Source organism: Nocardiopsis ansamitocini, from assembly GCF_030268225.1.
Lineage (GTDB): Bacteria > Actinomycetota > Actinomycetes > Streptosporangiales > Streptosporangiaceae > Nocardiopsis_D > Nocardiopsis_D ansamitocini.
Window position 1 is genome coordinate 96,528 of sequence record NZ_BSQG01000010.1, and the last position, 22,002, is coordinate 118,529.

General features: G+C 71.4%; 20 protein-coding genes. 9 read left to right on the forward strand and 11 right to left on the reverse strand.

The window, feature by feature from the left end; all coding sequences use genetic code 11:
• Positions 1–94: 94 nt before the first annotated feature.
• Together QSJ59_RS21305 and QSJ59_RS21310 are read right to left on the reverse strand one after the other, a co-directional pair.
• Complete coding sequence (locus QSJ59_RS21305; protein WP_285761507.1) at positions 95–304, reverse strand: MbtH family protein; 210 nt, start codon at positions 302–304, stop codon at positions 95–97.
• Positions 305–400: 96 nt separating this feature from the next.
• The gene (locus QSJ59_RS21310) at positions 401–1,486 is read right to left on the reverse strand and encodes a hypothetical protein (RefSeq protein WP_285761508.1); all 1,086 of its coding nucleotides are present in this window, start codon (positions 1,484–1,486) and stop codon (positions 401–403) included.
• A gap of 514 nt (positions 1,487–2,000) precedes the next feature.
• Between QSJ59_RS21310 and QSJ59_RS21315 the strand changes: the two genes are divergently transcribed.
• The 7 genes from QSJ59_RS21315 to QSJ59_RS21345 all read left to right on the forward strand — a co-directional run bounded on the left by QSJ59_RS21315 (position 2,001) and on the right by QSJ59_RS21345 (position 9,738).
• Complete coding sequence (locus QSJ59_RS21315; RefSeq protein ID WP_285761509.1) at positions 2,001–2,999, forward strand: class I SAM-dependent methyltransferase; 999 nt, start codon at positions 2,001–2,003, stop codon at positions 2,997–2,999.
• Between the two features lie 79 nt (positions 3,000–3,078).
• On the forward strand, positions 3,079–3,522 hold the full coding sequence (locus tag QSJ59_RS21320; protein ID WP_285761510.1) for a VOC family protein: 444 nt from the start codon (positions 3,079–3,081) through the stop codon (positions 3,520–3,522).
• Entirely contained in the window at positions 3,519–4,460 is a 942-nt protein-coding gene (locus QSJ59_RS21325; RefSeq protein ID WP_285761511.1) for a hypothetical protein, read from the forward strand. The genes QSJ59_RS21320 and QSJ59_RS21325 overlap by 4 nt, the downstream gene beginning before the upstream one ends.
• On the forward strand, positions 4,457–5,365 hold the full coding sequence (locus QSJ59_RS21330; protein ID WP_285761512.1) for an LLM class flavin-dependent oxidoreductase: 909 nt from the start codon (positions 4,457–4,459) through the stop codon (positions 5,363–5,365). Before QSJ59_RS21325 ends, QSJ59_RS21330 begins: the two co-directional genes overlap by 4 nt.
• Positions 5,362–6,246 (forward strand): PhzF family phenazine biosynthesis protein, encoded by an 885-nt coding sequence (locus QSJ59_RS21335; RefSeq protein ID WP_285761513.1) that lies wholly within the window; start codon positions 5,362–5,364, stop codon positions 6,244–6,246. Before QSJ59_RS21330 ends, QSJ59_RS21335 begins: the two co-directional genes overlap by 4 nt.
• 11 nt (positions 6,247–6,257) lie before the next feature.
• Positions 6,258–8,051, forward strand: a complete 1,794-nt coding sequence (locus QSJ59_RS21340) for a gamma-glutamyltransferase family protein (RefSeq protein ID WP_285761514.1) — start codon at positions 6,258–6,260, stop codon at positions 8,049–8,051.
• A 358-nt stretch (positions 8,052–8,409) separates the two neighbouring features.
• Positions 8,410–9,738, forward strand: a complete 1,329-nt coding sequence (locus QSJ59_RS21345) for an MFS transporter (RefSeq protein ID WP_285761515.1) — start codon at positions 8,410–8,412, stop codon at positions 9,736–9,738.
• Positions 9,739–9,765: 27 nt separating this feature from the next.
• On the opposite strand, the gene QSJ59_RS21350 is transcribed toward QSJ59_RS21345, so the two are convergent.
• From QSJ59_RS21350 to QSJ59_RS21390, 9 genes are read right to left on the reverse strand one after another with little or no spacing between them, the layout of a single operon-like run.
• The gene (locus tag QSJ59_RS21350) at positions 9,766–10,665 is read right to left on the reverse strand and encodes an SMP-30/gluconolactonase/LRE family protein (protein WP_285761516.1); all 900 of its coding nucleotides are present in this window, start codon (positions 10,663–10,665) and stop codon (positions 9,766–9,768) included.
• A gap of 11 nt (positions 10,666–10,676) precedes the next feature.
• Complete coding sequence (dgoD, locus tag QSJ59_RS21355; protein ID WP_285761517.1) at positions 10,677–11,822, reverse strand: galactonate dehydratase; 1,146 nt, start codon at positions 11,820–11,822, stop codon at positions 10,677–10,679.
• Entirely contained in the window at positions 11,819–12,559 is a 741-nt protein-coding gene (locus QSJ59_RS21360; protein ID WP_285761518.1) for a FadR/GntR family transcriptional regulator, read from the reverse strand. The genes dgoD and QSJ59_RS21360 overlap by 4 nt, the downstream gene beginning before the upstream one ends.
• 35 nt (positions 12,560–12,594) lie before the next feature.
• Positions 12,595–13,347 carry an SDR family NAD(P)-dependent oxidoreductase gene (locus tag QSJ59_RS21365; protein ID WP_285761519.1) on the reverse strand — a complete coding sequence of 251 codons (753 nt, stop codon included), beginning with the start codon at positions 13,345–13,347 and terminating at the stop codon, positions 12,595–12,597.
• Between the two features lie 14 nt (positions 13,348–13,361).
• Positions 13,362–14,603 (reverse strand): DUF4380 domain-containing protein, encoded by a 1,242-nt coding sequence (locus tag QSJ59_RS21370; RefSeq protein WP_285761520.1) that lies wholly within the window; start codon positions 14,601–14,603, stop codon positions 13,362–13,364.
• Positions 14,600–15,685 (reverse strand): zinc-dependent alcohol dehydrogenase family protein, encoded by a 1,086-nt coding sequence (locus tag QSJ59_RS21375; RefSeq protein ID WP_285761521.1) that lies wholly within the window; start codon positions 15,683–15,685, stop codon positions 14,600–14,602. The genes QSJ59_RS21370 and QSJ59_RS21375 overlap by 4 nt, the downstream gene beginning before the upstream one ends.
• An 18-nt stretch (positions 15,686–15,703) precedes the next feature.
• Positions 15,704–16,714 carry an ABC transporter permease gene (locus QSJ59_RS21380; protein ID WP_285761522.1) on the reverse strand — a complete coding sequence of 337 codons (1,011 nt, stop codon included), beginning with the start codon at positions 16,712–16,714 and terminating at the stop codon, positions 15,704–15,706.
• 14 nt (positions 16,715–16,728) lie between these two features.
• Entirely contained in the window at positions 16,729–18,231 is a 1,503-nt protein-coding gene (locus QSJ59_RS21385; protein ID WP_285761523.1) for a sugar ABC transporter ATP-binding protein, read from the reverse strand.
• Positions 18,232–18,285: 54 nt separating this feature from the next.
• Positions 18,286–19,272: a substrate-binding domain-containing protein gene (locus tag QSJ59_RS21390; protein ID WP_285761524.1), complete on the reverse strand. Its 987-nt coding sequence runs from the start codon at positions 19,270–19,272 to the stop codon at positions 18,286–18,288.
• A gap of 463 nt (positions 19,273–19,735) precedes the next feature.
• On the opposite strand from QSJ59_RS21390, the gene QSJ59_RS21395 reads away from it, so the two are divergent.
• Positions 19,736–20,293 (forward strand): TetR/AcrR family transcriptional regulator, encoded by a 558-nt coding sequence (locus QSJ59_RS21395; RefSeq protein ID WP_285761525.1) that lies wholly within the window; start codon positions 19,736–19,738, stop codon positions 20,291–20,293.
• A gap of 86 nt (positions 20,294–20,379) precedes the next feature.
• Positions 20,380–21,849, forward strand: coding sequence for an MFS transporter (locus tag QSJ59_RS21400; RefSeq protein ID WP_285761558.1), 1,470 nt, complete (start codon positions 20,380–20,382; stop codon positions 21,847–21,849).
• Positions 21,850–22,002 lie beyond the last annotated feature (153 nt).

Genomic DNA, 22,002 nt, shown 5'->3' on the forward strand with positions numbered 1-22,002 from the left:
ATCCAGGTCGTGCCGTCGAGCAGGTGTGCCGTCCGTGCGCCTCGGGTCCCGCCCCCCACGGGGGACCGGGCCGACCGGGGTCGCGGGATCGGTGTCAGGGCTCCATCGCGTCGGTCAGGCTGCGCGGCCGCATATCGGTCCAGTTCTCATCGATATAGCCCAGGCAGGCGGCCCGGGTGTCGTCGCCGAACACCGGCTCCCATCCGGAGGGGATCTCGGCGAACACCGGCCACAACGAGTGCTGGCCTTCGGCGTTGACCAGGACGAGGAAACGTCCGTCCTCGTCGTCGAACGGGTTGCTCATGGGCTCTCGTCTCTTCTGTGCCGGTGGCCCCGCCGCTTTGCGGGACGCGGGGCAGGGGTGGGGGGAACCGGGGTCGGTGGGCGTGGCGGGAAGCGGCTAGTCCAGGTAGGAATCGAGCGCGCCCCGCCTGCGCACGTCGAGGGTGGCGCAGTGGAACGATCCGCCGAAGCTGTTGAAATGACGGAAGTCGCAGGGGATGGGGGTGAATCCCCACTTCTTCAGTGCGTCGATCATGGGTGCGTCCTGCCGCTCGACGACCACGCGGTGTTCGTCGAGCATGAGGATGTTCATGGTGATCCACTTGCTGGTCAGGTAGAGCGGATGCGAGTCGGGGATGATCGGGGTGGGGGCGTGGAACACGTCCCAGCCGCGGAAGATCTCCGGTACCTTCCGCACCCGTTCGGGGTTGATCAGCAGTTTTCCGGGGGCCATCGGTACGAGGGTGGCGTCGATGTGCATCGGGTGGGGGTCGTCGAATTCGAGCACGTGGATGCGGTAGCGGTCGCCGAGGTGGCGGCGCAGCCATTCGATCCCGAACGCGTTGGTGACGTGGCTCTTCTGGGCGATGATGTCGCGGCCGCAGCGGGTGAAGTCGGCAGCGTCGAAGGTGGGCTCGAACTCCGTGACGACGAGGTGGGTCGGCTCCCCCGGGGCGGGGTCGGTCCAGGCGGGGTCGTACTGTGCGTCCACTAGTTCGGGTTTGGGGCCGGAACTCCATCGGGCTCCCCCGTGGAAGTACTCCTTGAGCAGGGGGCGATAGGCGAGGGTCTCGAAGTAGCGTGAGCGCCAGGCCAGCGGGCACTCGATGATCTCCTCGCCCACGACGAGCAGGACGTCACGGGGCATCGCGGCATACATGCCGGTGCTGGTCCAGTCCAGGGTGGAGTAGGGCTGCCGTTGGGGGATCGGCTCGGGACGGCGGACCGTCACCCCCTCGGATCTCAGTAACTGGACGAAACCCTCCAGCTCGTCGTGCGCCGCCTGGACCAGTTCCGGGGGAAAGGGCCGGCCCGCCTGTTGCCGGAACGTGGCGCGCTGGTTCTCGGGCAGCACGGGTTCCAAGGCGGTGTGCCACTGCGGAAAGCTCGCACCGTCGACGATTCCCACGATGACTTCTTCGAGCGGGTCCCATTCCGTATAAGAACGGACGGGACTCGGACCGTTTCGCCGCAGTTCAGACACCCCGCTTCACATTACTTTCCCACTTCACCGGAACACAGAGATATCGACTGGCCAGAATCGGCCATGCCGAAGGACGGGAATTTCTCTCCCACCGGAGAGCACGGGTACATCCTGGCGAAATTCAATATAGCACCTGGTCACGTCGGCCCCATTGGATCAGCCCATCGCTTTTGAGGCGCCGACAATCAATCCAAGACGATCCATTCTGCCGCAAAACATGTCAACAAAAAATGAGTGTGACCGAGATCACATTACTTATTCGATTGCCATTTGTATAGTGTCAACCGAAACCGAGATCGCCTTGGATTGAAACCCGGCAATGGGAAACGTCTTCGACCTGCGATTTTACCGATAAATCGTGCCCCGCCGACCTTCCGGCGCACACTTGAGAGAGGTCCGCCAATCGGACGGAGCGAAAACCATTGAGGGAGGAATAACCAGCCGCCTCTTCTCAAATTCCCGGCCGGCCAATTGTCAAGCCACACGGAAAGCAACAGACGAAAGTTGTGAACAAATGGCCATCAGCGACGCCGAGAAGACGGTTGCGTTCATCTACAACTCGGCGGTGGCGGCATCCGCGCTCAGTGCGGCCTGGGAACTGGGCGCACTCGACGAGCTGAACGAGAACGGGTGGCTGGACGCGCACGAGTTCGCCGAACGCCAGAACCTGGACCCGGCATCGACCCTGGGGCTCTTCCGTGCACTTGCGGCGGTGGACATCGTCCGCCGCGACGACACCAAAGTGGTCCCCTCGACCAACTTCGCCGAGTCGTTTCGCACCCGTTCCTTCTTCCACTGGCTCTCGCGCGGCAGTGCCGAACTCTTCCAGCGGACACCGGAGATCACCCGGGCAAAGAACCGCACCGGCGATTTCTACCGACGGGACAGCGCGGCGATCGCCTTCGCCTGCCGGGAGATCAGCACATTCTGCTACGACCCGTGGTTCTGGGCGGCGGTGGACGACCTCGACTTCGACTTCACCGTCGCCGCCGACCTGGGCTGCGGCAGCGGCGAACGGCTCATGCAACTGCTGCACCGGAGCCCCGGGGCCCGTGCGCTCGGATTCGACCGCGCCCTCCCCGCACTGGAGGTGGCCCGCACCGAAGCCGCCGCGACCGGCCTCGCGGACCGGGTGACGTTCGTGGAAGCGGACGTGATCGCCATGGAACCGCGCCCGGAGCTGGACGACGTCGACCTCCTCACCTGCTTCATGATGGGGCACGACTTCTGGCCACGGGCGCAGTGCGTCGAAACGCTGCGACGGCTGCGATCCCTCTTCCCCAACGCCCGCAGATTCCTGCTCGGCGACGCCACCCGGACAACCGGGATCGCCGACCAGGACCTTCCCCCTTTCACCTTGGCGTTCGAATACGGTCACGACATGATGGGGACCTTTATCCCGTCGGTCGCCGACTGGGAATCGGTGTTTGCCGAGGGCGGGTGGAAGCTGCACAGAAAACACTCCATCGACATTGCCGTCGGAGAAGTGATTTTCGAGCTCGAACCCGCCTGACGGGGAAAGCAAGCAATTCTCGCACTCATGCCGGTGAGGGGGACGACCGACGATGCCCGAGACTGTCAACCTACCCAGGTTGCACCACATCGCAATACAGACGACCGATCTCGCCAACTGCACGTCGTGGTACCAGGATTTCTTCGGATGCCGAGCCACCTGGTCGACCGACGAGTTCTCCGAGTTGACCCGGGAACGCCTTCCGGGCATCACCCGGATGGCGGAGGTGGTGGTCGGGGCCACCCGGTTCCACCTTTTCGAGCGCATTTCCCCCGCCCCCCATGGGGCCGGTGCGAACGCAACCGAATTTCAGCACCTGTGCATGGCCGTGGAGTCCCCGGCCGCACTCGACGCATGGCGCCGTAAGTGGACGGAGCTTCACCGGTCGGGACGCTACGCCTTTCTGCGCGCCGACCCGCCGTCGGAGACGGTCGTCGACAAGGACGGGGTGGAGAGTTTCTACTGCCTCGACGTCAACGGGCTCGAATTCGAGTTCACCTACGTGCCGGCAGGTCCGCGATGAGCCTTGTCTCAATCGAATCGGCGATGGCGGCCCCCGGCCCCGGCGACTGGGACTTCAGCGACTACCCCTACGGCCTGGAACCGTTGACCCTGCCCAATCCCGGCGTGGCGGTGAGCATTGCGCCCGGCTCGGTGTACGGCAGCGCAGGGGACGTCCGCCGGCTCATCGCCCAGGGCAGGTCGGGGTTCCCGGCCACCAAGCCGGCCTCGGCCGACGACCTGGAACGGCTGTTCTGGTTCCGGTGGATCATCGGACACCACATCTCGTTCGTCATCTGGCGGCTGCTCGCCGACGCCCTGTCCCAGGCGCCGGAGGACGAGGAGGGCAGGAAGGCCCTGGCCGGCACCGTCGCGACCTACGTGCGCGCCTACTGCGGCATGCTCCTCTACACCGGGTCCTGCACCCCTTCCATCTACAACGCCACGATCAGACCCAGCATGTACCGTCTGCACTCGACCTTCAGCGGTACCTGGGCCCTCGACTACCCGGCGGTGCGCAGCCTCTTTCGCGGGCGGAAGGCACCCGCGGTCCTGGGTGCGCAGACCGGGGAGGTGATGCGCGAGGTCGGGATGAGCAACCAGATCCACCTCGGGGTGTCCTCCAAGCTGGTCGAGCGCGGACGTTCCCTGCTCCAGCAGTCCATCGACGCCCCCGACACCCACCAGCCCCGCAGGTGGGGCACCGTCTTCGACTGCTACTTCCTGACCGTGCGGGCCCCGGTCCCTCCCGAACAGGTCCTGACCCAGCTGATGCGCCGGCTGAAGGCGACCGCCATCGACCTGGCCACCAACGGCCTCTACCCCGAGGCCGGGGGCGATCTCGGCCGGCTGCCCGAGGAACTGACCCGGCCGGCGGTCGTGGAGTGCGGCCGGGAGCTGACCGGCATCCTTTTCGACGTCGCCGAACGCGCCGCCGCCCTGCCCGGGGAGGGCCGATGAGTCCGATGCGGCACGGGGTCGTCATCCTTCCCGAGCACCGCTGGTCACGAGCGCGGCTGTTGTGGACCCGCGCCGAAGAACTCGGATTCGACCACGCCTGGACCTACGACCACCTGATGTGGCGGTGGCTGCGCGACGAACCGTGGTTCGGCACGATCCCCACCCTCACCGCCGCTGCCGCGGCGACCTCGCGGATCTCGCTGGGGACCATGGTGGCCAGCCCGAGCTTCCGTCACCCGGTCCCGTTCGCCAAGGAACTCATGACGGTGGACGACATATCGGACGGTCGGCTCATCTGCGGGCTCGGAGCCGGGGCCGGGGGCTACGACGACGAGGTCCTGGGCGGGCAGCCGCTGTCGCCGGGGGAACGCGCCGACCGGTTCGCCGAGTTCGTCGCCTGCACCGACGCCCTGCTCCGGCAACCCGAGACCGACTTCGAGGGGAAGTACTTCACCGCGCGCGGGGCGTCCACGCGCCCGGGGTGCCTACAGTCCCCGCGCGTCCCCTTCGCGATCGCGGCGACCGGTCCGCGGGGGATGCGCCTGGCGGCGCGCTACGCCGACATCTGGGTGACGGCGGGGCCTCCCGGGTGGAGCGAACCGCTCCCCTACTCCACGGCGGTCCCCCTGCTCGCCGACCACCTGCGCGCGCTGGACGAGGCGTGCGCCGAAGCCGGCCGGGACCCCTCGACGCTGCGCCGCCTCGTGGTGACCGGCGCGATGATCCGCGGCGTGCTCGACTCCGTCGCGTCCTACCAGGACGCGTGCGGACTGTTCGGCGGCATCGGCTTCACCGACACGGTCGTCCACTGGCCGCGCAGCGGCTTTCCCTACCAGGGCCGCACCGATGTCCTGGAGGACATCGCCGTCTCCGTCCTGAACGAGAAAACGGGAGGCCGCCGATGAGCGACCAGATCGAGTACCAGCTCGTCGACATGTTCGCCGAACGCCTCTTCGCCGGCAGCCCCCTGTGCGTGGTCCCCTGCGCGGAGGGGTTGTCGGGCGAGGAGATGCAGGCGATCGCCGCGAAGGTCAACGCGACCGAGACGGCCTTCGTGCTCCCCCCGACCACACCGGAGGCCACCTACCGGGTCCGTGTCTTCACCCCGGAGCGCGAGTCCCCCGGCGGCGGGCATTCGAGCGTGGGGACGGCGGCGACCCTGGAGCGGATCGGCGCGATCGGCCCCGGCGGGACGGTGCAGGAGAGCGCGGGCGGGCTGGTCGGTCTGACCGTGGGCGGCGGCAGGGCGACGCTCATCGGGCACGGCCCGACCGCGGGGACCGACCTCGAACCGGAACCGCTGCTCGCCGCCGTGGGACTGACCGGCGCGGACGCCGCCGGCGCTGCACCGCGGTCCGTGGGATACGGGACGGGATTCGCGTTCCTGCCGGTACAGGAATCAGCGGTCGCGCGGGCCCGGCCGGACTATTCGCGCCTGGACGCCGAAGGGCTCCCCGCCCTGTGCGTGTTCGCTTGGGACCCGCTCCGGCGGACCGCCCATGCCCGGCTGTTCGCCCCGGGTTTCGGCATTCCGGAGGATCCGGCCTGCGCGCCGGTCGCCATGGCGCTCGGCGCGTGGCTGGTCGGGGCCGGGTGGCTGCCCTCGTCGGCGGACACCCACGAGTACACCGTCGTGCAAGGGGCCGAGGTGGGACGCCCGGCGCGGCTCGACTGCTCCGTGACCCCCGGCCCCGACCACATCAGGCAGGGCAGCGTGACCGGGAACGTCCTCCCCGTCGCGGAGGGCCGCATCTGCGCCCGGCCCCCTCTCCTTCCCCGACCCTGAAAGGGTTTTTCGTGCTGTCTCGCCCCGAACTCCGCGGTACTCAAGGCGCCGTCTCCTCCACGCACTGGCTGGCCTCGGCGACCGGGATGGCGATGCTCGACCGTGGCGGCAACGCGTTCGACGCCGCGGTCGCGGCCGCTTTCGTCATCCAGGTGGTGGAGCCGCACCTGAACGGTCCGGGTGGGGACGTGCCGATCATGGTGTACGACGCGGCCGCCGAGCAGGTGTCGGTGGTCTGCGGCCAGGGCCCCATGCCCGCGGCCGCGACCCCGGACGCCTTCCGCGAACGCGGCCTGGACGCCGTCCCCGGTTCGGGGCTGCTGGCGGCCTGTGTGCCGGGGGCCTTCGGGGCGTGGCTGAGGGTGCTGCGCGATTACGGCCAACTGCGCCTGCACGACGTCCTGGCGCCGGCCATCGGGTACGCCGAGGACGGTTATCCGCTGCTGCCCAAGGCCGCGGAGATGATCGCGGTGATGGCGCCGCTGTTTCGCGACGAGTGGTCGGAGTCCGGACGCACCTACCTGAACAACGGCAGTGCGCCCAAGGCCGGCGCCCGGATGCGCAACCCCGCTCTCGCCCGCACGTTCGGGCTGCTGCTCAACGAGGCCCGCTCCGCGACCGGCAACCGCGAGGGCCAGATCGACGCCGCGATCTCCGCCTTCTACGACGGCTTCGTCGCGGAGGCGATCGACACGTTCATGCGCACCGGCGCGTTCGCGGACTCGACCGGACGACGCAACGGCGGCCTGCTCACCGGCGACGACATGGCCGGGTGGCGGGCGTCGGTGGAGGCACCGGCGACGGTGGACTACCGGGGGTACCTGGTGCACAAACCGGGGCCCTGGTCGCAGGGGCCGGTCTTCCTCCAGCAGCTCGCCCTGCTGGAGGGCTTCGACCTGGCCGGTATGGGTTTCGGCAGCGCGGACCACCTGCACACGGTCGCCGAGGCGGCGAAACTGGCCTTCGCCGACCGGGAGGCCTGGTACGGCGACCCGCTCAAGGCCGACGTCCCCTTGGCGGGGCTGCTGGACCGGGCGTACGCGAAACAACGGCGCGCGCTCATCGGCGACCGGGCGTCGGGGGTGCTGCGCCCGGGGTCCCCCGACGGCCGCAGCGCGTGGATCCCGCCGGTGCTCCAGACGCGCCCCGGCCACGAGGGCCCGGACTGGCAGGCGCAGCTGGGCAACGGCATCCCCACGGTGTTGCAGCGCACCGCGGCGAAGGGCGACACCTGCTGCGTGAGCGCCACCGACAGCGACGGCAACATGGTGGTCGCCACGCCCAGCGGCGGCTGGCTGAAAAGCTCCCCGGTGGTTCCGGGACTGGGCTTTCCCCTGGGCACGCGGGGGCAGATGGCCTGGCTGGTGGAGAACCACAACAACTCCCTGGCCCCGGGCAAGCGCCCCCGCACCACGCTGAGCCCCACCCTGGTCCTGCGGGACGGACGCCCCCACCTGGCCTTTGGCACTCCGGGGGGCGACCAGCAGGACCAGTGGACGCTGAACTTCTTCGTCAACCACGTCGACTTCGGCCTGGGGCCGCAGGCGGCCGTGGAGCGGCCCACGTTCCACACCGAGCATCCCCCGACGTCGTTCACCCCCCGCAGGACGCAGCCCCGCGTGCTCGTGGTCGAGGACGATTTCCCCCCGGAGACCATCGCCGAACTGCAACGGCGCGGCCACGAGATCGTGGTGGCCGCCAGCGGTTCGCTGAGCAAGGTCTGCGCGACGGGGCCCGACGCCGACGGCGGGGTGCTCGCAGCGGCCAGTCCCCGCGGGCAACAGGCGTATGCCGTGGCCCGGTGAGGCCCGCCCCCTGCACGACGACTCGGTTACCACGGGCCGAAAAGCACAATAATTAAGGAAATGCGGAGGAATTCCGGCGAGAAAAGGAACCACGCCGAGAAAAGCGCGGGAAAAGGGCGTCATCGGCGCCGAACGCCACCGGCCCCTCAGCGGTCGCCGGCCCGAAACACGTAGCCTTGGACCTGTTCGCGGCGGAGAAACCGCCTGGCCGTGGGCCTTTCACGGTTGAGCCTTCCACGGTCGGGCCGTTCGCGCCGGGAGGCCCGGCGGCACCGGGAAGCGGTGCCGGGCGAGAAGGCACCGCTTCGTGCGTCCGGCACCACCGATGTCCTCATACCAGAACCGCAGAAGGAATCCGATGCCGACCGGCTCCGCCTCGTCCCCGCAGCACCGACCGGGAACCGGACCGCCGAGGCTGAGCGGGGCGTTCCACCGGTTTCTGGCCGGCAGCCTGTCGAGCAACCTGGCGGACGGCGTGATGATGACGGCGCTGCCGATGCTCGCGGCGGCGCTCACCGGCGATCCGCTGGCGGTGGCCGGGCTCACCGCCGCGCGGTACCTCCCCTGGCTGCTGTTCGGATTGCTCGCCGGAGTGCTCGTGGACCGGGTCGACCGGGTCCGGGCGATGATCGTCGCCAACCTCCTGCGCAGCGCGGCCATCATCGCGCTGGCGGTGATCACCGCCACCGGAAACGGCACCATCGTCCTGCTCTACGTCGTGATGTTCACCGCGATGAGCTGCGAGATCGTCTACGACATCGCGGCAAGGGCCGTGCTGCCGTCGCTGGCCAGGGGCGCCGTGGACCGCGCCAACGCACGGCTGGTGGGCGGCCGGGAGGTCGTGCAGGAGTTCCTCGGCGCGCCCTTGGCGGGGTTCCTCTTCGTGGTCGCGGCGGCGCTGCCCCTCGCGGTCAACGCCGGCGCCTACGTGCTGGGGGCGTTCATCCTTCTCGGTCTGCCGCTGTCGGCGCGGCGCCCCTCCCCGCCGTCGGAGGTCCCTGCCCGGGACCGGGCGGGGTCGGCCCCCGGGGCGATCCGCTCGGTCTTCTGCGACATCGGCGCGGGCCTGCGCTACGTGTACGGCGACCCGCCGCTGCGCGGACTGGTGGTCTTCACCTCGGTGGTGAACCTTTCCGCGGGCGCGCTGTCCGCGGTGTTCGTGCTGATCGTGCAGAACCATTTCGGGGTGCCGGAGAACCTGTTCGGGGTGTTCCTCGCGGTGGCCGCCGTCGGGGCGATCGGCGGCGCCGCCCTGGCCGAAAGGCTCACGGTGCGAATCGGGCGCTTCGGGACGCTCGTGGGCGGCTTCCTGGCCCAGGCGGCGATGTGCCTGGTCTTCGCGTTCGCCCCGAACGCGCTCGTCGCGGCTCTCGCCTGGGCCCTGATCGCCGGGGCCGGCACCGTCGCGGCCATCGTGTCGATGGGGATCGTGCAGCAGATCGTCCCCGAACACCTCATGGGGCGCGTCGTGAGCGCCAAGCAGATGCTGGGCCTGAGTTTCGTGCCCGTGGGGGCGCTGGTGGGCGGCCTGTTGGGCCGCGTCGACCTCCGCCTTCCGCCGCTGCTGGGGGTGCTGGTCTTCACCGTCGCCACCCTGCTGGCCCTGCGTTGCTTCCGGGTGGTGGCGGCGCGCGCGGACGCCGCCGAAGCCGCGGCCCGGCGCGACGTCAGCGGCGCCCTCGACTGAGTCCGCGGGCAGCTCAGGGTGCGGGGCTCACAGCGCGGACTCGAACGCGCGGACGGGAGCGGCGGGAGTGGTCACCGGGAGGGCGAGGACCGCGCCGTCGTGGGGTGCGGGGTCGGTGAGGCCGGTGCGGGCGGAGGCGATGAAGAGCACGGGGTCGCGCTCCCCCGCCACGCACACGCTGGCGGGCTGGGCGGCCGGGACCCCGACCACCCGGTCGAGGGTGCCGTCGGGGGCGTAGCGGTGCACACGGGAGGCGCCCCACACCGCCACCCACAGGTAGCCGTCGGCGTCCACCTGCATACCGTCGGGGCTGCCGTGGTCGACGCGGGCGAAGACCGCGCGCGCGGTGATGTCGCCGTGGTCGTCGAGCGTGTAGGCGTCGATGCGCCCGTGCGCGCTGTCGGCGAGGTACATGCGGGTGCCCGCGGCGTCGAAGGCCGGGCCGTTGGGGACGGTGTAGCCGTCCAGGACCCGGGTGACGGTGCCGTCGGGGTCGGTGCGGTACAGCGAGCCCGCGTCGGGGGTGGCGTCGTAGGCCATGGAGCCGGCCCAGAAGCGGCCCCTGGGGTCGCAGCAGCCGTCGTTCATCCGGGCGGGCACGGCCGCGCCCTCCTCGGGCCGGGCCAGCCAGCGCGGTGGGCCGCCTCCCTCCTCGACGAGGGCGATGCCGGTCCCGGCCGCCGCGATGTAGGAGCCGGGCCGGCCCGCGACGGGGGCGACTGCGCCCAGGGGGACGTCGAGCCGGACGAGGGTGCGCGGCGGCCCGGGCAGCGCCGGGTCCAGTGCGAGGAGCCGGCCGGCGAGGATGTCGACCATGAGCAGGTCGCGGCCGGTCCAGCGCAGCCCCTCCCCCAGTTCGTGGCGCTCGTCGTGCCATGGGGCCGGGGCGCGGCCGGTGAGGGTGTCGAAGCCGTCGGGGCTGTTCATCGGGGGGTCTCCTACCATTCGGCGAATGAACCGTCGGCGTGGCTCCACATTGGGGAGCGCCAGCGGTGGCCGTGTTCGTCGGCGCGGCGCACGGCGGCCTCGTCGACGTCCACGCCCAGTCCGGGGGCGGTGGTGCGGTGGATGTGGCCGTCGGGGAAGTCGAAGGGGCGGGCGTCCACGACGTAGTCGAGGAGTTCGGCGTCGCGGTTGTAGTGGATGCCGATGCTCTGTTCCTGGATGAGGAAGTTGGGGGTAGCGAAGGCGACCTGGAGGCTGGCGGCGAGCGCGATGGGTCCCAGGGGGCAGTGCGGGGCGAGTTGGACGTCGTAGACCTCGGCCAGGGACGCGATGCGGCGCACCTCGGAGATGCCGCCGGCGTGGGAGAGGTCGGGCTGGGCCACGGCGATCCCGGCCTGGAGCGCGGGGAGGAAGTCGGCGCGGGAGAACAGCCGCTCGCCGGTGGCGACGGGCACCGTCGTGGAGTCGGCGAGCCTGCCGAGCAGGTGGGTGTGCTCGGGCAGCAGCGGCTCCTCCACGAACATCGGGTGCAGCGGCTCCAGCAGGGGCAGTACGCGGCGCGCCGTGGCCGCGGTGAAGCGGCCGTGGAAGTCCACGGCGACGTCACGGTCGTCGCCCAGGGCCTCGCGGACCCGGGCCACGCGCTCCACGACGCCGTCGAGTTCGCGCGGGGTCGCCGAGCGGCCCATGATCCCCGAGGCGTTCATCTTGACGGCGGTCAGCCCGGAGGCCACGCGTTGGGCGACGGCGTCGGCGAGTTGGGACGGGTCGTCGCCGCCGACCCAGCCGTAGACGCGCACCCTGTCGCGGACGGGGCCGCCGAGCAGTTCGTGGGTGGGCACGCCCAGGCGCTTGCCCGCGATGTCCCACAGCGCCTGGTCCAGGCCGGCGACCGCGCTGGAGAGCACGGGCCCGCCCCGGTAGAACCCGCCCTTGGTGAGGCGCTGCCAGTGGTGCTCGATGGGGGTGGGGTCCTCGCCCAGCAGCAGTTCGGCGAGTTCGTGCACGGCGGTGCGCACCGTCTCGGCGCGTCCCTCGACGACCGGCTCGCCCCAGCCCACGATCCCGTCGTCGGTCTCCACGCGGCAGAACAGCCACCGCGGGGCGACCAGGAACGTCTCGATGCGGGTGATCTTCATGCGGTGGACCCTCGTTCGTGGTCGTCGTGGGCGCGCCGGTTCATGGCGGTCGCGCGGCGCAGGTCGGTCTCGGCCTTGTCCAGCAGGGCGCGCATCGCCGCTTCGGCGGCGCCGGGGTCGCCGGCGGCCACCGCCTCGGTGACGGCGCTGTGGCTGGGCACCGGGTCGTCGTGGACGGCTCCGTGGACGAGGCGGTCGCGTTCGGACAGCCCCGCGGCGAAGAAGACGTCGGTGCGGGTGAACATCTCGTTGTGGGTGGCGGCGAGCATGGCGCGGTGCCAGGCGAGGTCGGCCGCGGTCTCCTCCTCGGCGGTGCCCCGCACCGACGCGGCGATGCGGTCGATGGCGGCGCGCAGCACCACCACGTCCTCGTCGGTGCGGCGCTGGGCGGCCAGGCGGGCGGCGGCGGGTTCGATGGCGGCGCGCAGTTCGGCCAGGTCGCGGAAGAAGGTGTCGGCGGCGCCCGCCGCGACCTGCCAGCTGACCACGTCGGGGTCGAGGAGGTTCCACTGCGCGCGGGGCCGCACGAACGTGCCCTTCTTCTGCCGGGAGTCCACGAGTCCCTTGGCCGCCAGGACCTTGATGGCCTCGCGGATGGCGGTCAGGCTCAGGTCGAGCTCGGTGCTGAGGGCACCGAGGTCGATGGTGTCGCCTTCCCGAAGCTCGCCCGCCAGGACACGTGTGCCCAGCAGCCGCACCGTCTGGCCGTGTACTCCCCGACCCACATAGGCCGCCATCGTGTTCTCCGTTCTCCCCGTCGCGGCCGTCCCCGTCAGGACGACGCCTTGTAGATGCTCCACCCTCCGTCGACCGGAATGCTCGCCCCGGTGACGTAGGACGCCTCGGCCGAGGCGAGGAAGGCGACGACGGCGGCCACCTCCTCGGGGTCGCCCAGTCGTCCGGCGGCGGTCTGGGCCGCGCTTTGGCGCCGGTCCTCCTCGCTGACCCCGTCCCAAGCCGCGGTGCGGATGGGTCCGGGCAGGACGCAGTTGACCCGCAGGCCGGGCCCGTACTCCACGGCCAGTTGGCGGGTCAGTGCGGTCAGCCCGCCCTTGGTGGTGGCGTAGGCGGGGCGCCCGGGCAGGCCGAACCAGGCGTGCACGGAGGAGGTGATGACGATGCTGCCGCGCTGGTCGAGCAGGTCGTCCAGGCAGGCGCGCACGCCCAGGAACGTTCCGGTGAGGTTGACGGAGAGCTGGCGCTGCCAGGACTCCAGGGCCGTTTCGTGGGCGGGGGCGATCTCGACGGTGTAGGCGTTGGAGACCAGGGTGCCCACGGGGCCGAAGGCGTGCGCGGCTTCGGTGACGCGCGCCCACCCGGACTCGTCGGAGACGTCGGCGTGCACCGCGACCGCGCGGCCCCCCGCCGAGCGGATCCGCTCGGCGGTCGCGGCGACGTGCGGGGAGACGTCGGCCAGCACCACGGGGGCGCCGTCGGCGGCGAAGCGGTGCGCGACGGCCGCGCCGATCCCCTGGGCGGCGCCGGTGACCACGGCGACCGCGCCGTTGTCCTGCTGGTCCTGCATGGTGGGCTTCCTCGTCATCGCTGGTCGGTGGGTCCTTGGGGCGCGGGGGTGAATTCCACGGCGGCGTCGGGCGTGCCGCGTGGGACCGGGGTGTCGAAGCGCAGCGGCAGTCCGGGCAGGGCGGTGCCGAGCCGCACTCGGGGACGGCCGTCTGCCGGGCGGCAGTGCAGCGTCCCGCGGGTGAAGGCGGTGAAGGCTCCCGACAGGCGGGTCCCGTCGGGCGTGGAGGACAGGCGCGGCGGCTCGCTCCAGAAGCCGTCGGGGGTCACGTCGGTGACGGCGGCGGTCCCGGAACCGAATCCGGCGTCGATGGTCAGGGTGGTGGAGTCTCCGGGGGCGAGGTCGGTGAGCGGGCCCAGGGCCTCGCACTCCACGATCCGGTCGGCGGGGAACAGTCCGCCCAGGTGCTCCAGGGGGTGTTCGGGCGGGTACTCCAACCACACCTCGGCCCGCGACCCCTGGTCGGGGTAGGGGGCGCCCTCTACGACGTCGAAGCGCTGGGTCATGGTCCCCGCGGCTCCCACGCAGGCCAGCCAGCCGGTCGCGGCGGGGAACCCGGCCTTGCCGATGACGTCCTGGGCGGGCACGCGCAGGACGCCGGGGTGGGACTGCTCGACCCGCGGGTTGGCGTCGCCCGCCACGAGCGGGACGACCGCCGAGGGGTCCGCGGAGTCGGCGGTGCCCACGTAGACGCCCTGGGCACTCGCGTGGCCGACGGGTTCGGCGCCGAGCTGGGTGACGTTCCACAGCGCCCAGCGGCGCGGGGTGTCGGAGGTGTTGTGGGCGGTGAGCTCCAGCCGGTAGCCGCTGCGGCCGGGGGCCAGGGTCAGGCGACGGCGCAGCCGCAGCCCGGTCCTGGGGTCGTCGCCGCTGGTGAGGGTGAGGGTGACCGCGCCGTCGGCCCCTGTCGCGACGGCGCGGTCGTACTCCCCGGAGTCCAGCACCGGGTCGGGTGGGCCGGCCCACTCGTGGGGGCCGTCCCACCCTTGGGGCGCGGGCCAGGTCTTGTCGCCCCCGAAGTTGCGCCAGGCGCTCATGGGGCCGCTGGTCGGCGCGGGCCGCTCCCCGTCCACCGGGTGCAGGTCGGCGCCCAGCAGACGGGGGTTGCGGTACAGGAACTCCGTTCCCCGGTGGAGCGCGGAGAGCAGCCGCCCGCCCAGCGCGGGCACCACACCCAGGCGCAGCACCCCGTTGTCCAGGTACACCACCTCGTAGGGTCCGGTGGTGTCGTGCTCGACGCGGACGGCGCCGCTCACCGGTCGTCCTCGTCGACCAGGACGACCTTGCCGCGGCTGACGCCGGCGGCCAGCCGGTAGGCGGCGTCGGCGTCGGCGAGGCCGAAGCGGTCGGAGACGACCTTCTGCGGGCTGAGGCCCCAGCGCACCAGGTTGGTGGCGAGCTCGGCCATGGTGGGCAGCGACGTCACCCAGGAGGCGTAGAGGGTGAGCTGCTTGTGCAGCAGGGTGTCCGACACCTCCGTCTCCAGGGTGCCGCCCTCGCCGACCAGTGAGACGCGTCCCCACTCGGCGGCGTTGTCCAGGACGGTGGTGCGGCCGGGGCGCGAGCCCGAGCAGTCGATGGCGGTGGCCGCGCCGCGCCCGCCGGTGGCCGCGGCGATGGCGTCGGCGGCCTCGTCGGGGCCGGCGAGGGTGTCGAAGACGTCGAGTCCGGCGGCCCACTCGCGGCGCTGGGCGGAGGGCTCCACGCCGATGACGCGGGCCGCGCCCATGCCGCGCCCGATCATCCCGGCCGCCAGCCCCACGGGGCCCAGGCCCACGACGAGCAGGTCGCCGTCGCCGTTGACGCCGATGCGGCGCAGCCCCTCGTAGGCGGTGCCGAAGCCGCAGGCGATCAGCGCGCCGTCGACGTGGGTGAGCGCGTCGGGCAGCGGCACGCAGGTGGCCTCGTCGGCGAGGAGGTACTGGGCGTGGCCGCCGTCGCGCTGCCAGCCGTAGGCGGCGCGCTGGGCGCCGGTGCAGCTGATCATGAAGCCGCGGCGGCAGTTGTCGCACACCCCGCATCCGGCGATGTGGTAGACGATGACGCGGTCGCCGGTGCCGAACTTGCGGCAGCCGGGCCCGGACCGGACGACGGTGCCCGAGGGTTCGTGCCCGGCGACGACGCCGCGGTAGGCGGGGCCGTCGATGCCGCGGTGGGTCTTGTGCTCGTGGTAGATGAACCCGATGTCGCTGCCGCAGATGCCCGACGCGCCCACCTTGAGCAGGAGCTGGCCGGGGCCGGGCTCGGGTACGTCGAGGTCGCGCACCACCGCCGTGGAGTCGCCCGGCAGGTAGACGCCGCGCATGGTGTGGGGTCGGTCCCCGCTGGTCGTGGTCATTGTCGCCGTCCCCTTCCCCTAGACGAGCCTGGTGGCCGCGTTGCGGCGGCTGATGATGACGTTGACCAGGACGGCGGCGACGATGATGAGGCCGCGCACGACGTCCTGGAAGAACGAGTTGACGCCCAGCAGGACCAGGCCGTTGCTGATCACGGTGATGAAGACGACGCCGAGGAGGGTGCCCAGCAGCGAGCCCCGTCCGCCGGCCAGGGCGGTGCCGCCGATGACGACGGCGGCGATCACGTCGAACTCCAGGCCGGCTGCCGCGCCGCCGTTGCCCGAGCCCAGGCGGGCGGCCAGGAGCACGCCGGTGATGGCGGCCAGCAGGCCGGTGGTGGCGAACAGCAGCACGCGGACGCGGTTGACGTTGAGCCCGGCCAGGCGGGCGGCCGCGGCGTTGCCGCCGATGGCGAAGACGGTGCGGCCGTAGGCGGTGTACTTGGCGAGGTAGGCGAAGACGCCGAACAGCACCAGCATCACGATCGCCGCGGTGGGGATGCCCAGGATCGAGCCGCCCAGGACGTCGAAGACGGCGCTCTCGGGCAGCGGCACCGGCAGGGCGTCGGTCATGTACAGGGCCAGACCGCCCAGCACGCTCCACAGCCCCAGGGTGGCGATGAAGGAGGGGACGTTGAAGCGGGCGCGCAGCCAGCCCGCCAGGGCGCCCCACGCGAAGCCGAGGGCCAGGGTGAGGACGATGGCGCCGCCCACCCCCAGGCCCCATTCGGCCGATCCCTTGGCCACGATGACCGAGGCGAAGGCCACGGCCGGGCCGATGCTGATGTCGATCTCGCCGGAGATGATGACCAGGGTGACGCCCCAGGCGGCGATGCCGATCATCGCGGCGTTGCGCAGCAGGCCGAGTTGGTTGTCGACGCTGAGGAAGCCACCGGCGGTGGAGCCCAGGACGATGTAGAGCAGGACGATCGCGGCGAGCAGCCCGATCTCGTTGAGGCGGTGGCCGTACCGGGCGAGGAAGCCCGAGGAGGCGGTGTTCGCCGGTGGCGTGGGTGCGGTGGTGGTTGTCATTGGTTCCTCGCCGGTCACGCCGCCATCGCGGCGGCCATGATGGTGTCCAGGGTGATGTCGGCGCCGGTGAACTCGCCCGCGAGCCGACCGGCTCGCATGGTGAGGACCCGGTCGCAGACCAGGGGCAGTTCCTCCAGCTCGCTGGAGACGAACAGCACGGCCGCGCCTTCGGCGGCGAGTTCGCGCACGATGCGGTAGATCTGCGCCTTGGCCTCGACGTCGACGCCGCGGGTGGGCTCGTCGAGGAGCAGGATGCGGCTCTGCGCGTGCAGCCAGCGGCCGATGACGGCCTTCTGCTGGTTGCCGCCGCTGAGGTTGACGATGGGGGTGTCGGGGCGGGCGGTCTTGATGGACAGCCGTTCGATCAGGCCGCGGCCGATGCCGTCGACCCGGGCGGGGCTGACGGTCCCGGCGGTGGACGCGCCCTTGAACCAGGTGAGCACCATGTTCTCCGAGACGCCCAGGAGCGGGACGACCCCTTCCCCCTTGCGGTCCTCGGGGGTGATGCCCACGCCGAGGCGCTTCATCACGGCGGGGGTGGGACGGGTGACGCGTTGGCCGTCGACGGTGATGCTGCCGGCGCCGGCGGGCAGGAACCCGCTGATGGCGCGCAGGAGTTCGGTGCGTCCCGACCCCATGAGGCCGCCCAGCCCCAGGACCTCGCCCCGGTAGAGGTCGAAGGAGACGTCCTCCAGTTTGGGCGGGACCGACAGCCCGCGCACCGACAGCAGCGGCGTGGCCGAACGGTCCACGTCGGCCTCGGTGCGCTCGGGCACCTCGTCGGCGGCCTCGCCCAGCATCAGGGAGACGATGCGGGCGGTGGTGGCCCCGGCGACGTCGGTGGTCTCCACGACCGCGCCGTCGCGCATGACGGTGACGGTGTCGGCCACGCGGCGGATCTCGTCGAGGCGGTGGCTGACGTAGATGACGCCGACGCCGCGCCCCGCGATGCGGGTGACCGCCGCCAGGACGATGTCGGCCTCGCCGGCGGCCAGGGCGCTGGTGGGCTCGTCGAGGATGAGCAGGCGCGGTCGGGCCCGGAACGCGCGGGCGATCTCGACGAGCTGCTGGCGGGCCAGCGGCAGGTCGGCGACGATCGCGTCGGGGTCGATGTCCAGGCCGAGCTCGGCGAAGACCTCGCGGGCCTCGGCGCGCATCCGGGGGTAGTCCACGCGTCCGGCGGTGCGCGGCCACACGCCCAGGAACAGGTTCTCGGCGGCGGAGATCTGCGGGACCAGGCTCAGTTCCTGGTAGACGGTGCCCACGCCCAGTTCGGTGGCGCGGCGCACCCCGCCGTCGCCCAGGGGTGAGCCGCCGACCTCCACGGTTCCGCTGTCGGGGGTCTCCACGCCCGACAGCAGCCGGATCAGGGTGGACTTGCCGGCGCCGTTGCGGCCCAGCAGGGCGCGGACCTCTCCGGCGCGGACCTCGAAGTCGGCCGCGTCCAGGGCGCGCACGCCCGGGTAGGTCTTGGTCGCCCGCCGCGTCGCGGCCACGACCGGTCGGTCATCGCTCATGGGGACTCCGTAGCTGAAAGGACGGTGGGACGGGGCTGGTGTGCGGGCCCGGGGTTACGGGATGCCGTCGGGGTGGGTGTCGAGCCACTCCTGGGCCTGCTCGCCGGTGCTGTAGAGCTCGATGGGCGCGTCGACGACGAACTCCTCGGGCTCGCGGCCGGCGATGACGTCCTCGGCGATGCCCGCGGCCATGCGACCCACGGTGATCCCGGAGATGTCGACGTTGGCCTTGAGGATGGTGTTGTCGACGAGGGCGCGGGCGGCGTCGGTGGACATGTCGCTGCCGAAGACGACGACCTGGCCGGACTTGCCGCCGCCGCGCACCGCGCGGACCGCGCCCATGGTGGCGCCGCCGGCCTCGCCGTAGAAGGCGTCGAGGTCGGGGTGGGCGGTGAGCAGGCGCTCGCCGACGTCGACGGCCTCGTCGATGGTGGCGCCCTGCTGGTTGGCGACGATCTCGGCGTCGGGCAGCTCGGCGAACAGCGCCTCCTCGAAGCCTTCGCGGCGCTGCTTGCAGACCTCGGCGAACTCGCAGTTGAGGACGGCGATCTTGGGGGCGTCCACGCCCTCGGCGGCGAAGTGCTCGGCGGCGGCGGCGCCCAGGAGGCGGCCGAACTCGTGCGGGTCGCCCAGGATGTAGGCGGTGACGTACTCCCGGGCCGCTTCGTCCTCGATGCACGTGTTGTAGCAGATCACGGGGATGCCGCTCTCGTGGGCGAGGCGCACCGCGGGGATGGAGGCGGTGGCCGAGACCGGCGAGAGGACGAGGGCGTCGACCTTGGCGGAGCTGGCGGTGTCGACGAACGTGCTCTCCTCGGAGGCGTCGCCCTGGGCGTTGAGCTCCAGCAGTTGCAGGCTGCGGCCGGACTCGTCGGCCTGGTCCTGCATCCCCTTGCGGACTCCGGCGTAGTAGCCCTGGGCGTCCATGTAGACGACGCCGATGCGTCCGTCCTCACCGAGCTTGGCGTCGCAGCCCGCGATCAGTACCGCGCACATGGCCGCCGCGAGCGCGGCGACGGCGCGCCGCGAACGTGTCCCCATCGAACCTCCTTGACCCGTGCCGACCGGCTGACCTGTGCGGACGACCTCGATGACTGACAGAGAGCATGCCACTGTGATGCGCGTTACGTCAATATTAAATACTAATTAATGAATTAATACGACGATTGGCGGCAGGCTGCAGCCCCGCACGACCACCCCGGCGGAGATCGCAGCGCATTGGTCACACCTTTGCCCCGGCCGGCCGGACGGGCCGGCGCGGGGAGCAGCGTCCACCAGGGGCGCCGCCGACCACCCTCGGGCCGCCCACTGAGCACTCGCGAATGGCTCGACCCGCCATCGGATGATCCAAACGGCGCTACGCGAAGGGCAGACCGAGGATGACGGAGGGCACGACCAGCAGGTTCCGCACTTCTAGTACATTTGTACTTGTACTTATGTACTAACTCAAAGGAGCAAGAATGGTGTTCCCGATCTCCGGTCGGCCGGCATGCGGGGAACACCCGTGACCCCCCGCAAGGACCCGAAGGGACGCAAGCGCGCCATGCTGGAGGTCGCCGCACAGGAGATGGTCGCCAACGGGTACGAGGCCCTGACACACCGCCGGGTGGCCGAACTGGCCGGGGTACCGCTGGGCGCCACCACCTACTACTTCACCTCGCTGCACGAGCTGCGCACGAGCGCGCTCCAGGTCGTGGTCGAACAATGCGAGGAGGAGTTGCGCGAGATCGCGCAGGCCGTCCAGTCCTGTCGGGGAAGCGCCGAGGGCATCGCCGCACAGTTCGCCTCCTACTTGAGCGACCGCGCGAGGTTGCAGGCCGAGAACCTGCTCTACTACGCCGGGGTGACCCAGCCCGAGCTGCGCCCGTTCGCCCAGCTCTGGATACGACGGATAACCGAGATCCTCTCGGAGTACACCGCCCCCGAGGCCGCCCAGGCCACGGCGGTCTACCTGGACGGCGTGATCCTGCACGCCCTGCTGCACGACCGGCCCATCGACGAAGCGGCGCTGCGCATGGCCATCGCCGCGCTGATGAGTACATCCCTGGAGAAGAAACCGTGAGCACGCCGCCCACCTTCGGCACACCGAGCGCTACCGCAGGCCACCTGTCACCCGGCCGCCGCTGGGCGGCCCTGGCGGTGCTCGCCATGAGCCTGCTGGTGGTGGTCATGGACATGACCATCCTCAACGTCGCGCTGCCCGAGATCGCGGGGGCGCTGTCCCCGACCGCGGCCCAGCAACTGTGGATCGTCGACGTCTACGCGCTGGTCCTGGCCGGCCTGCTGGTCACCATGAGCACCCTGGGCGACCGCTGGGGCCGCAGAAGGATGCTCCTCATGGGCTTCGCGATCTTCGGCGGTGCGTCCCTGCTGATCGTGGTCGCCGAGTCGGCGCCCGTGGTCATCGCCGTACGCGCCCTCCTCGGCCTGGGTGGGGCGATGATCATGCCGGCGACCCTGTCGATGATCCGCAGCCTCTTCACCGATCCGGCCGAACGCGCCCGGGCCCTGGGGATCTGGGCGGCGGTGGCCTCACTCGGGGCGGCCGTGGGACCCATCGTGGGCGGATTGCTGCTGGAACACTTCTCCTGGCATTCGGCGTTCCTCGTCAATGTCCCGTTGATGGCCGTGGCCGTCTTGGCGGGCCTGCTCCTCCTCCCCGAGGCACGTAACCCGCGCCCCGGCCGGTGGGACGCCCCGGCCACCGTGCTCTCGATCGCGGGCATGGTCGCCCTGGTGTGGGGCATCAAACGGGTCGCCAAGGAAGGCCCGACCGACCTGCTGGCGGTGGCCGCGGTGGCGGTGGCGGTGGCCCTGCTCGCCTGGTTCGTGATGCGCTGCCTCCACAGCGACTCCCCGTTGCTGCGCGTGCGCCTGTTCGCCGTCCCCTCGTTCACGGCCGGGACGCTGGCGGCCCTGTTCATCACGCTGGCCATGGGGTCGGCCCTGCTGCTCGCCGCTCAGTGGCTCCAACTCGTGCAGGGGCTGTCGCCCCTGCAGGCTGGAGTTCGGCTGCTGCCGCTGGCCGTGGCCGCCGCGGTGGTCTCCCCGTTGGCCCCGGTCCTGGCCCAGCTCATCGGTGCCCGCACCGTCCTGGTGGGCGGCCTCGCCATGTCGGGCCTGGGCTTCGTGGTCCTGGCCGCAGCCCCCGCTCCGCTCTCCTACACACCGGTCGCGGTCTTCCTCGCCCTACTCGGGGCCGGGATGGGAGCCCTGGCCATCGCCTCGGCGATCATCATGTCGGGGACCCCGGCCGAACACGCGGGCAGCGCTGCGGCCATCGAGGAGACCGCCTACGAGCTGGGGGCACTGCTGGGCGTGGCCATCCTGGGGAGCGCGGCGGCGTCCCTGTACCGAGCCGAGCTCCCGGCCTCGACCCTGGCCGCCGCCGGACTCGGCCCCGATCAGGTGGGGGTCGCTCAGGAGTCCCTGGGCGGCGCCCTCAGTGTCCTGTCCGACCTGGGCCCGGCCGGGGCGGCGGCGGCCACCCAGGCTCAAGAGGCGTTCACCCAGGGGTTGTCGCTGCTCGGTGGTATCGGCGCGGCGATCATGCTGGTCGCGGTGGTCGTGGTGTTCTTCCTGACCCCCAAGGGCCTGGACGTCACCAAAGGCCATTAGGAAACCGGTGCCCAGCCGCCTGGCCGACGGGGCCGAACGGTGCAGGCGGCCGGGGCCGGGACCATCCCCGCGTGCGCGGGGAGCACGGTTGACCGGCGGCGTAATGGCTCGGGAAAGCGGGACCATCCCCGCGTGTGAGAGACCTTAATCAGG